Here is a 12,256-nt window from a genome sequence, read left to right on the forward strand (position 1 = left end):
CCGGTCCGGACGGTGCGCGCGGTGCTGGCCGTCCTCAGACTAGGACGCGGCGTGCCGGGCCTCCCATCCCTCGGTCTGGTAGTAGGCCGGAGGCGGGCCGACTAGGGCGTGTGGAGGCCGAAGAACGCGCGGTAGGAGTCGACTTGGCCGGTGAGCATGTGGTGTCCGTGGTGCACGGAGAGTCCGTGTGCGGCGGCCTCGCGCAACAGCCGGGTGTCGGTGGGTTTCATGATGATGTCGGCGACGACGGCGCCGGGTGGCAGCTCGTGCGGCGGGAAGGGCAGCGGGTCGTCCGGGCGCAGCCCGAGCGGGGTGGCGTTGACGGCGATGTCGCTGTCGGCCAGCGGGGGCCGGGCGGCGGTGTGGACGCGGCCGGGCCAGTGGGCGGTGAGCCGGTCGGCGAGCGTGGTCAGCCGCGGGGTGTCGGGGTCGGTGAGGGTCAGCCGGTCCACGCCCGCGCCGAGCAGGGCGGCCGCGATGGCGCTGCCGGCTCCGCCCGCGCCGACCAGCGCGACCTTGGCGCCTTTCGGCTGGTGGCCGGCCTGGACGAGGCCCGAGACGAAGCCGGAGCCGTCGAAGTTCTCGGCGAGCCAGCAGCCGTCGGCCTCGCGCCGCAGGGCGTTGGCGCTGCCGGTGATCTCGACGGTGGGGCTGCGCCGGTCGGTCAGCCGGACGGCGGCGGTCTTGTGCGGCACGGTGACGAACAGGCCGTCGAGGTTGCCGACGCGCATCAGTCCTCGTACGACCGTCTCCAGGTCGTCGGGGCGGACGTGGACGGGGACCAGTACGGCGTCGATGCCGAGGCGGGCGAAGAGCGGGTTGAGCAACCCGGGTGACCGGACCTGGCCGACGGGGTCGCCGAGGACGGCGTAGAGCCGGGTGGTTCCGCTGACGAGGGTTTGCAGCGGGGTGCCGGAGGCCGGCGCGGTGCCGGGTCCGGTGGGCCGGGCGGTGTCGGTCATCGTGCTGCCTCCGTGCTGGGTGCCGCCGCGGCCGTGTACAGCTCCGCCACGGCGAAGGCGAGTTCCATGGACTGTTCGGCGTTGAGGCGGGGGTCGCAGGCGGTGCGGTAGCGGGTGGGCAGGTCCGTCTCGGTCAGGCCGCGGGCGCCGCCGAGGCACTCGGTGACGTCCTCGCCGGTCGACTCCAGGTGCAGACCGCCGGCGTGGGTGCCGAGGGCGCGGTGCACCTCGAGGAAGCCGGTGATCTCGTCGAGGATGTGCTCGTAGTGCCGGGTTTTGTAACCGGCGGGAGTTGTACGGGAGTTGCCGTGCATGGGGTCGCACTGCCAGATCACCTGGCGGCCGGAGGCGGTGACCTTCTCCACGATCGGCGGCAGCACCTCGCGCACCCGGTCGTGGCCCATCCGGCTGATCAGGGTGACCCGGCCGGGCACGCCGTGCGGGTCGAGGCGGCGTACGTACTCCACGGCCTGTTCGGGTGTCGTGGCGGGGCCGATCTTCACGCCGACGGGATTGGCGAGGAGTTCGGCGAAGGCGATGTGCGCGCCGTCGGGCCGCCGGGTGCGCTCTCCGATCCACAGGAAGTGAGCGAGCCCGCTGGACAGTTGGGGTTCGGGTCCTGCGGTGTCGATCCACAGCAGGGTGCGTTCGTAGTCCAGCAGCAGGGCCTCGTGGCTGGTGTAGATCTCGCCGAGGCGTGGGGCGGGGGCGCCGATGCCGGTCATGAAGCGCAGCCCGCGGCCGATCTCGGCGGCCCGTGCGGTGTGCCGGCGGCCCCCGGGCGCGGTGGCGACGAAGCGCCGGTTCTCCTCGTGCAGGGCGTGGGCGTCGGCGAGGTCGCCGTGGGCGAGCCGGCGGACGACGGCCGTCGCCTCCCGGGCGTGCGTGTAGGCCCGTGCCATGCGTTCCGGGTCGGGGGTGCGGGCCGTGGGCGTCGGTTCGGCGGAGTTGACGATGTCGCCCCGGTACACGGGCAGGCCGTGGGTGTCGACGGTCGCGGAGCGGGGTTTGGCGTACTGTCCGGCGGCGCGGGCCACCGTGACGACGGGCAGGCCGGCGGCGTGGGTGAGGACCAGCGCCATGCGGCGCAGCAGCCCGAGGTTGGCCCGCAGGTGGGGCTCGGTGGTGTCGGCGAAGGTCTCCGCGCAGTCACCGCTCTGGAGCAGGAGCGCCTCGCCGCGGGCGACGGCCCCGAGCCGGTCGAGCAGCCGCCGGGTCTCGGCGGGGGTGACGAGGGGTTCGCCGGCGGTCAGCCGGCGGACCACGGCCTGGGCCCGGTCGGGGTCCGGCCAGCCGGGCTGCTGTGCGGCGGGCCTGGCCAGGGCCGCTGCGAGACGGTCGGCGAGGTGCCGTTCGACCGCGCGCCACCGGATCCGCCCGGGGGTGTCGGGCGGCCACCGTGGTGTGTACGTCATGTCACCGCCGCCTCCGTCCCTGCGGCCCCGGCCGGGGCGGTGGCGACGAGCCGGTCGAGGGGGGCGCGCTCCATATGGGCCAGGGTCTCGGCGACGGCCCGTTCGGGTACGTCGGCGACGAGTTCCGCGCCGGCCGGGCCGTCCAGGACGAAGGTGAGGCCGGAACGGGCCTTCTTGTCCCGGCGCATCAGGCCGATCAGCGTGCCGGGCTCGGCGTCGTCGGGCAGTGCGGTGGGCAGGCCGTAGGAGGCGACCACCTCCCGGTGTTCGCGTACCCGGTCGGGCGTGATGCGGCCGAGGGTGCCGGCGAGCAGGCCCGCGAAGACGGTGCCGATGGCGACGCCCTCGCCGTGCCTGAGGGCGAAGCCGGTGGCCGCCTCCAGGGCGTGGCCGAGGGTGTGGCCGTAGTTGAGCAGGTGCCGGGGGCCGGTGTCGCGTTCGTCGGCGGAGACGATGCCCGCCTTGAGTGTCACACTGGCCGCGATCTGTTCCGTGAGCGGCAGCCCGTGCAGGCCGGGGGCGCCGATGAAGTGGCAGCGGGCGATCTCGCCGAGCCCGTTGCGCAGTTCGCGGGGTGGCAGGGTGGTCAGGTAGTCGGTGTCGCACAGGACGGCGGCGGGCTGCCAGTAGGCGCCCACCAGGTTCTTGCCCTCGGGCAGGTTGACGGCGGTCTTGCCGCCGACGCTGGCGTCGACCTGGGCGAGCAGGCTGGTCGGCAGGTGCACGACGGGCAGCCCGCGGTGGTAGAGCGCGGCGGCGAGGCCCACGACGTCGGTGGTGGTGCCGCCGCCGATGGAGACGACGGCGTCGGATCGGGTCAGCCCGAACCGCACGAACGCGGCGCACAGGTTCTCCACCGTGGTGAGGTTCTTGTCCGGCTCACCGTCCCGGGCGGGCAGCAGCAGCGTCTCCACCCCCGTTTCGGGCACCCACTCGACGGGGCGGGCCGAAACCACCGCGACGCGCCGGGCGCCGAGCTTCCCGATGATCCCGGGCAGGGCGGAGCGCACTCCGGGGCCGATGAGCACCTCGTAGGACCGGTCGCCGAAGCGCACCGGGACTTGTCTTGTCACTTCCGCCTCACCTTGTTCGGTAGCGCGCGGACTCGGTCGGTCGCCTGGAGCCCGGCCGCGGCGGGCCGCCGCGGCCGGGTCTCCGTGGTGGACATGCCCCGGAGGGCTGCTGCCCGGTGGGGCTACTGGCCGGCGGTGACCCGGCGGATGCGGGACTCGGCGCGTTCCTTGCGGTCCTGCTCGTCCAGGTGTGGGTAGGACGGGCAGCCGAAGACCCGCTGGAACGGCGCGAAGGTGTCCCACTCGGAACGCCGGCGCATCTCCTGGGCGACGGCGTTGTGCTCGCTCCAGAAGTCGCCGCCGATCAGCCGGATCATGTAGCGCTCCAGCGCCTCGCGGTCGGTGGTGCGGCCTGCGTCGGCGGCGACCGCGACGAGCTCACCGTCGTAGAAGGCGTGGATGAGCCGGATGTAGGTGTCGTAGCCGGTCTTGAAGAAGCCCTCGTACTCGTCGATCAGCCGGTCGGCGTCCTGCGGGTTCTTCAGGGCCTCGCCGATGGTCTCGGCGGCGCGGACCGCGGTGGCCGAGGCGACGAGGACCCCGCCGGAGAACATGGGGTCGCCGAAGCAGCCGGCGTCGCCGACCATGATCCAGCCGGGGCCGGTGACGGTGTCGGTGTGGTAGCAGTAGTCGGTCTCGATCTTCAGGTCCATGATCGGGCGGGTGCCGGTGAGCCGGGCGGTGATCCGCGGCACCCGGGCGACGTGCTCCTCGAACACCTGCTCCGGGGTGGAGGCACGGAAGACGTCGCGGGGCATGACGGTGCCGACGCTGATGACGTCCTCGGACAGCGGGATGGCCCACACCCAGCCGTCGGCGTGCGCGCCGACCTGGATGTCGCCCTCGACACCGAGGTTGTGCTTCTCGTCCAGGCCCTCGTAGTGCCGGAACACGGCGACCATGCGGAGCTTCTCCAGCGTCTTGCGCAGCCCGAACTTGTGGGCGATGCGCCCGGCGCGGCCGCTGGCGTCGATGACGTACCGGGAGCGGACCTCGTGCTCCTCGCCGTCCTTGGTGTAGCGGACGCCGACCATGCGGTCGCCCTCCATCAGCAGTTCGCCGACGGTGGCGCCGAGGTGCACCTCGGCACCGGCCTTGGCGGCCTCCTCCACGAGCATGCCGTCGAACTTGGCCCGCTCGACCTGGAACGCCCGGTCGTAGCGGCCCTCGCCCTGTTTGCCGAAGTCGGCGCGGAAGACGCCGGAGAAGAACTTGGTCTCGGTGGGGTCGATGAACTCACCGCCGAACTTCGGGACGTACCCCTGGGTCTCGACCTCCTCCCGGATGCCGATCCGGTCGAACAGGCCCATCATGTACGGCAGCAGCGACTCGCCGATGTGGAAGCGCGGGAACTCGTCGCGTTCCAGGAGCACCACGGAGTGTCCCTGCCTGGCCAGCAGGTAGGAGCTGACCGCGCCGGCCGGTCCCCCGCCGATGACGACCACGTCGGCCGAGTTGTTCGCCATGGAATGTCCTTCCGTTCTTTCGCTGGTGACGATGGTGTGCTGGGTGTGCCGCCGGGTCAGGCGGGGTTGCCTGTGTCGAGGTCGCCGCTGAGGATCGCGGCGACGAGCCGGTGGTGTTCCCCGTCGTCCACGACGGTGCGCACGCGTTCGCGGCCGTCCCGGACGACCAGGTACCGGCGGCCCTTGAGCACGGCCTGGCCGTTGTCGAACGTCCGGCCGCACAGGGTGCCCTGGCCGTCGTCCTCGGCGGCGGTGGCGTGGTGGGCGCGGGCCCGGTCCTCCAGCTCCTTCCACTCGTGGTACTGGCGGGCCAGCAGCCGGAACGTGTAGACGGTGCCCCACCGGGTGACGCGCCCGCGCCGCTGGAGGGCGATCTCGCCGTCGTCCTTGCGGACGAGCCGGTACTGGCAGCCGTACTGGGTCTGCACCTCGTCGCAGACGCGCAGCGGTTCGAGGTACGACGGTCCGGGGTAGCCGACGTCGACGAGCCATTCCTCGCCGTCGAGGACGGCCCGGATGAACATGTGCTCGATCTCGGTGCCGAAGTTCTCCCGGCCCTCGGCGGTGCTCGCGGCCAGCAGGGAGACCTCGTAGCCCAGGTGGGACAGGAGCCGGTGGAAGAGCCGGTTGAGCTGGAAGCAGGTGCCGCCCAGGCCCTCCATGACGCCGGTGCGGAACACCTCGTCCTCGTCGACGTCCACGAGGTTCACGCCGTTCTCGAAGCCCTGCCCGGCGACGTTGTACGGCAGTGCCATCATGTGCCGTTTGTGCAGCGTGCGCAGGGTGTCGAGGTCGGGCCGCGACACGTCTTCGGCACAGCCGATGCGGCGGAGGTAGGCATCCACGTCGAACATGCGGTCATCTGCTCCCTTCGGGTCGGTGCGGTCGGTGGACGCCTCAGACGGAGAGGGCCACGGGACCGGTCGTGTCCTCGCCGTACATGCGCTCGGTCAGATGGGCGACGATCATCACGGGCGTCGGATGGTCGAAGACGAGGCCCGCGGCGAGCTTGGTACCGGTCAACTCGCTGAGCCGGTTGCGTAGTTCCAGCGCGGTGAGCGAGTCGAAGCCGATCTCGAACAGGCCCTGGCCGGCGTCGATCCGGTGGGTGGCGGCGTAACCGAGGACGACGGCCACCTGGGTACGGACCAGCTCCAGCAGGGCCTCGGCCCGCTCGCCCGCGGGCAGCCCGGCGAGGCGTTCGGTGAGCCGGCGCCGCTCGTCTCCGGTGACGGCGGCCCGCGCCGACTGCCGGCCCGCGCGGACGAGTCCGCGCAGCAGCGGCGGTACGGCGGTGCCGGCGGCCGCGTCGGCGCGCAGGCCCCGCAGGTCGAGCTTGGCCGGGACGAGCAGGGTCCGGTCGCTGCCCAGGGCGGCGTCGAACAGCGCCATGCCCTCCTCGGGGGCGAGGGCCAGGAGGCCACCGCGGCGGCTGAGCCGACCGCGGGTGAGTTCGTCGGTGCGGGCCGCCATGCCGGTGGTCTGCTCCCACAGGCCCCAGGCGAGCGACTGCGCCGGGAATCCGGCCGCCCGGCGGCGCGCCATGAGCCCGTCCATGCAGGCGTTCGCGGCACCGTAACTGCCGGTGCCGGCGCCGAGGAAGTGGGCGGAGACCGAGGAGTAGGCGAGGAACGCGTCCAGATCCGGGACGAGTTCGCGGGTGAGTTCGTCCAGGTGCTGGACGGCGGTCACCTTCGGCGCGAACACCCGGGCGAGGCGCTCGGGTTCGACCTCGCCGACCACGCCCGCGTCGTAGAGGCCGGCCGCGTGGACGACGGCGGTCAGCCGGGGTCCGGTCAGTCCGGTGAGCAGTGCGGCCACCGCGTCCCGGTCGGTCACGTCACAGGCGGGCACCGCGACCGACGCGGCCCCCAGCGCTTCCAGCTCGGCCACCAACTCCCCCGCACCGTCGGCGGCCAGGCCGCGACGGCTCACCAGCACCAGGTGGCGGACACCGTGCCGTTCGACCAGATGCCGGGCCAGCAGACCGGCCAGGGACCCGGTGCCGCCGGTGACCAGCACCGTGCCCTCCGGATCCAGCACCGGCTGCGCCGACCCGGCCGAGGCGACCCGTGCCAGCCGCGGCACGTACAGCGCCGTACCCCGTACGGCCACCTGCGGCTCACCCGTCGCCAGCACCGCGCCGAGCAACGCGCCCGGGTCGGCCGGCTCCGCGTCCGCGTCCGTGTCCGTGTCGAGGAGGACGATCCGGTCCGGGTTCTCGGACTGCGCGGCGCGGATCAGGCCCCAGACGGCCGCGCCGCCCGGGTCGGTGACCGTCTCCTCGCCGCCCGCGGGAACCGCGCCCCGGGTGCGGACGACCAGCCGGGTGTCGTCCAGGCCACCGCCGGCGAGCCAGGTCTGGACGACCTCCAGGGTGCGGTCCGTCACGGCGAGCGGGGTGTCGTCCGGTCCGGTCGTCGTGGCGTCCAGGACGACCGCGCGGGGCAGTTCCGCGCCGCCCAGGGCGTCCTCGGCGAGGGTGGCCACCTCCTCCGCGGTGGACAGCCGGAGCCAGGACGGCCGCTCGGTGTCCTCGGGCCGGGGCAGCGGGACCCAGTCGACGCCGAAGAGCATGTCGCCACCGGTGCCGGCGCGCAGCTGTTCCGGGGCGACCGGGCGGAACACCAGCGAGTCCGCGCTGAGGACCGGGCTGCCGGTCTCGTCGGCGGCTTCCAGGGACAGCGCGTCCGGCGCGGGCCGGGTGACCCGGATACGCAGGGACGCGGCCCCGGAGGCGTGCAGGGTGAGCCCGTTCCAGGCGAAGGGCAGCATCGTGCGGTGCTCGCCACTGTTCAGGAACGCCTTCGTGTGCAGGGCGGCGTCGAGGAGCGCGGGGTGGATGCCGAACTCCGTGGCCGCTTCGTGCTGTTGCTCGGGGAGGGCGATCTCGGCGAAGAGTTCCTCGCCGCGCCGCCACACCGCGCGCAGGCCGCGGAAGACCGGCCCGTACCGGTAGTCGTGGTCGCGCAGTCCGGCGTAGAAGTCGTCCGGGGTCACCTCGACGCGTTCCGCGCCGGGCGGCGGCCAGGTGGTGAGGTCGGGGTGTGCGGCGGCCCGGGTGCGGGGGGCCGGGGTGAGGACGCCGGTGGCGTGCCGGGTCCAGCCGTCGGCGCCGGCCGCGCCGTCGCGCGCGGAGTGGACGGTGACGGTACGGGAGCCGGTGTCGTCGGGGCCGCCGACGCCGACCTGGACGCGTACCCCGCCCTGCGCGGGCAGGATCAGCGGGGCTTCGATGACGAGTTCGTCCAGGGTGGAGCAGCCGGCCTCGTCGCCCGCGCGGACGGCGAGTTCCACCAGTCCGGTGCCGGGCAGCAGGACGACGTCGCCCACGGCGTGGTCGGCGAGCCAGGGGTGGGTGCGCAGCGACAGCCGGGAGGTGCAGAGCACGCCGCCGGTGTCGGGGACCTCGACCACCGCGCCGACGAGCGGGTGGTCGGCGCCGGCCAGGCCCAGCGAGGCGGCGTCGCCGGCGGCGGCCGGGGCGGGGAGCCAGTAGTGCTGGTGGTCGAAGGCGTATGTGGGCAGGTCGACGGGGCGTGCGGTGGCCGGCAGGACGGCGGTCCAGTCGACCGGGACGCCCTTGACGAACAGGTCGGCCATGGCGGTGAGCAGCCGCCGGGGGCCGCCGTCGTCGCGGCGCAGGGTGCCGGTCACCAGCACGTCGGCGCCGTCGGTGTTCTCGCTGATCGCCGGGGCCAGCACCGGGTGGGTGCCGACCTCCACGAACACGGTGTGCCCGGTCTCCAGCAGGCCGGTGACGACGGGCCCGAAGCGCACCGGGTGGCGCACGTTCCGGTACCAGTAGTCGGCGTCCAGGGCGCCGGCCTCGGTGACGCGCTCGCCGGTGACGGTGGAGTGGAAGGGGATGAGGGGGGCCTGGCTGCGGACGTCGGCGAACGCCTTGACGAGGGGTTCGCGCACGGCCTCCATGTGCGGGGTGTGGGAGGCGAAGTCGGCCGCGATCAGCCGGGCCCGGACGCCCTGGGCCGCCAGCGTCTCGACGACCTCGTCCAGCACGTCGGCGTCCCCGGCCACCACGATCGAGGAGGGGCCGTTGACCGCGGCCACGTGCACGCGTCCGGCCCAGGGTGCGACGGCGGCGACCGCCTCGGCCTCGGGCAGGGCGACGGCGGCCATGCCGCCGTGCCCGGACATCCGCTCGGCGATCACCTGGGCGCGCAGGGCCACGAGCCGTGCCGCTTCCTGAAGCGGCAGCGCTCCGGCGACGCAGGCCGCGGCGAGCTCGCCCTGCGAGTGGCCCACCACCGCGTCCGGAACGACTCCGACCGCGGCCCATACGGCCGCCAGCGCGACCATCACGGCGAAGCTCGCCGGCTGGACGACGTCGGTGCGCCCGAGCAGGTCGGCCGGCACCTCGCCGCGCAGCACGTCTTCCAGTCTCCAGTCCACCCAGGGCTCCAGCGCCAGGGCGCACTCGGCGATCCGCTCGGCGAACACCGGAGAGGCGTCGAGCAGTTCGCGGCCCATGCCGGCCCACTGGCCGCCCTGGCCGGGGAAGACGAAGACGACCTTTCCGGCGCCGGCCGAGGCGGCGGGGCTGCCGGTGACCAGGGCGGCCCCGCTCTCGCCGCGGGCGAGCGCGTCCAGTCCGGCGAGGGCCTCCTCGCGGGTGCCGGCCACCACCACGGCCCGCTCCGGCAGCACGGCCCGCCGGGTCACCAGCGCGGCCGCGACGTCCGCCGGCGCGGCGCCGGTGTCACCGAGGAACGCGGCGAGCCGTGCGGCCTGCCCGGCGAGCGCCGTGGTGCCGCGGGCCGAGACCACGAGCGGTACGACCCCGGCCGGCTCGGGCGCGGACGGCTGCTCCGCCTCCTCCGGGGCCTCCTCCAGGATCAGGTGCGCGTTGGTACCGCTCAGCCCGAACGAGGACACCGCGGCCCGCCGCGGCCGCCCCGGGTCGGCCCACTCCCGTGCCTCGGTGAGCAGTTCCACCGCGCCGGCCGACCAGTCGACCTGGGAGGAGGGCGCGTCGACGTGCAGGGTCGGGGGCATCTCGCGGTGCCGCAGGGCCTGCACGGCCTTGATCACACCGGCGACCCCGGCGGCGGCCTGGGCGTGTCCGATGTTCGACTTCAACGAACCTAGCCACAAGGGCCGTTGCGGATCCCGGTCCTTTCCGTAGGTCGCCAGCAGGGCCTGCGCCTCGATCGGGTCGCCGAGGACGGTGCCGGTGCCGTGGCCCTCCACCAGGTCCACGTCCGCCGGGGTCAGTCCGGCGGCGGCCAGCGCCTTGCGGATGACGCGCTGCTGGGAGGGCCCGTTGGGGGCGGTGAGCCCGTTGGACGCGCCGTCCTGGTTGACGGCGCTGCCGCGGATCACGGCGAGCACCGGGTGCCCCTTGCGCCGCGCTTCCGAGAGCCGTTCCAGTACGACCACACCCGCGCCCTCGGCCCAGCCGGTGCCGTCGGCGGCGTCGGCGTAGGACTTGCACCGCCCGTCCGAGGCCAGCGCCCGCTGCCGGGAGAACTCCAGGAACATCCCGGGGCCGGCCATCACCGTGGAGCCGCCGGCGAGCGCCAGGGAGCACTCGCCGCCGCGCAGTGCCTGCGCCGCGAGGTGCAGGGCGACCAGTGAGGAGGAGCAGGCCGTGTCGACGGTCACGGCGGGGCCCTCGAAGCCGAAGACGTACGACACCCGGCCGGAGGCCACGCTCGCCCCGGCGCCGGTCAGCGCGAACCCGCCCACCTCGTCCGGCACCTCACCGCCGGCGTAGTAGTCGACGCCCATGATGCCGCTGAACACGCCGACGTCCGTGCCCTTCAGTGACAGGGGGTCGATGCCGGCCCGCTCCAGCGCCTCCCAGGAGGTCTCCAGCAGCAGCCGCTGCTGCGGGTCCATGGCCACCGCCTCGCGGGGCGAGATCCCGAAGAACAGCGGGTCGAACAACGGTGCCTCGTGCAGGAACCCGCCCTGGCCGGCGGACGAGGTCCCGGCGGATGCGGTCCCGGCGTTTTCGGGGGCGGCGTCGAAGACGGTGTCGAGGTCCCAGCCGCGGTCCGTGGGGAAGCCGGTGACCCCGTCGCGTCCCTCGCGGACCAGCCGCCACAGGTCCTCGGGGCTGCCGACCCCGCCGGGCAGTCGGCAGGCCATGCCCACCACGGCGACCGGCTCGTCCGGGTCGTGCGGCAGGGCCGTCGGCGCGGGCGCGGCCGGGGTGACGCCCTGGAACTCCTCGTCCAGATGCCGAGCGAGGGCGAGTGGGGTCGGATAGTCGAAGACGGTGGTGGCGGGCAGGTTGAGTCCGGTGGCCTCGCGCAGGCGGTTGCGCAGTTCCACGGAGGTGAGGGAGTCGAACCCGGCGTCCTTGAAGGCGGTTTCGGCCCGGACCCGGTCGGGTCCCGAGTGCCCGAGGACGTTCGCCACATGGGTGCGGACCAGGTCGAGCAGCAGCGCCTCGCGCTCGGCGGGGGCCAGCCCGGCCAGCCGCCCGGCCAGTCCGTTCCGACCCTCGCGTCCGGTACCGCGCGCGGCACGTCGGCCCGCGCGGACGAGCCCGCGCAGCAGCGGCGGCACGGTCGCCCCGGCGGTCGCGTCGGCCCGCAGGCCCCGCAGGTCCAGTTTGACCGGCACGAGCAGGGTCTGTCCGCTGCCCAGCGCCGCGTCGAACAGCCGCATGCCCTCCTCGGGCCCGAGCGCCAGCACACCGCCACGGCGGCTCATCCGGCTGCGGGACAGGTCGTCCAGGTCGGCGCCCATGCCGGTGGTCTGCTCCCACAGGCCCCAGGCGAGCGACCGCGCCGGGAATCCGGCCGCCCGGCGGCGCGCCATCAGCGCGTCCATGCAGGCGTTCGCGGCACCGTAACTGCCGGTGCCGGCGCCGAGGAAGACACCGGAGACGGAGGAGTAGGTCACGAACACGTCGAGATCGGGGGCCAGTTCGCGGGTCAGCTCGTCCAGGTGCTGGACGGCGGTCACCTTCGGCGCGAACACCCGGGCGAGCCGCTCCGCGTCCAGCTCGCCGACCACACCGCCGTCGAACACACCGGCCGCGTGGATGACACCGGTCAGCCGGGGTCCGGTCAGTCCGGTGAGCAGTGCGGCCACCGCGTCCCGGTCGGTCACGTCACAGGCGGGCACCGCGACCGACGCGGCCCCCAGCGCCTCCAGCTCGGCCACCAACTCCCCCGCACCGTCGGCGGCCAGGCCGCGACGGCTCACCAGCACCAGGTGGCGGACACCGTGCCGCTCGACCAGATGCCGGGCCAGCAGACCGGCCAGGGACCCGGTGCCGCCGGTGACCAGCACCGTGCCCTCCGGATCCAGCACCGGCTGCGCCGAGTCCGCCGGGGCCACTCGCGCCAGCCGCGGCACGTACC

Annotated in this window: 6 protein-coding genes; all 6 read right to left on the reverse strand. The window is 74.2% G+C overall.

Going from position 1 to position 12,256, the window contains the following annotated elements; all coding sequences use genetic code 11:
* Window positions 1-101 precede the first annotated feature (101 nt).
* Window positions 102-962, reverse strand: coding sequence for a shikimate dehydrogenase family protein (locus ACZ7DL_RS37635; protein ID WP_470781394.1), 861 nt, complete (start codon window positions 960-962; stop codon window positions 102-104).
* The gene (locus ACZ7DL_RS37640) at window positions 959-2,377 is read right to left on the reverse strand and encodes a 3-deoxy-7-phosphoheptulonate synthase (protein ID WP_470781396.1); all 1,419 of its coding nucleotides are present in this window, start codon (window positions 2,375-2,377) and stop codon (window positions 959-961) included. The genes ACZ7DL_RS37635 and ACZ7DL_RS37640 overlap by 4 nt, the downstream gene beginning before the upstream one ends.
* The gene (locus ACZ7DL_RS37645; protein ID WP_470781397.1) at window positions 2,374-3,450 is read right to left on the reverse strand and encodes a 3-dehydroquinate synthase family protein; all 1,077 of its coding nucleotides are present in this window, start codon (window positions 3,448-3,450) and stop codon (window positions 2,374-2,376) included. The genes ACZ7DL_RS37640 and ACZ7DL_RS37645 overlap by 4 nt, the downstream gene beginning before the upstream one ends.
* 122 nt (window positions 3,451-3,572) lie before the next feature.
* A complete protein-coding gene (locus tag ACZ7DL_RS37650) occupies window positions 3,573-4,916 on the reverse strand; it encodes an NAD(P)/FAD-dependent oxidoreductase (protein ID WP_470781399.1) in 1,344 nt (447 codons plus the stop codon).
* A gap of 56 nt (window positions 4,917-4,972) precedes the next feature.
* A complete protein-coding gene (locus tag ACZ7DL_RS37655; protein ID WP_470781401.1) occupies window positions 4,973-5,770 on the reverse strand; it encodes an arylamine N-acetyltransferase family protein in 798 nt (265 codons plus the stop codon).
* A 43-nt stretch (window positions 5,771-5,813) separates the two neighbouring features.
* On the reverse strand, window positions 5,814-12,256 hold a 6,443-nt coding region (locus tag ACZ7DL_RS37660; RefSeq protein ID WP_470781402.1), incomplete at its 5' end, for a type I polyketide synthase.

It is taken from the genome of Streptomyces sp. NPDC036984, assembly GCF_055607665.1.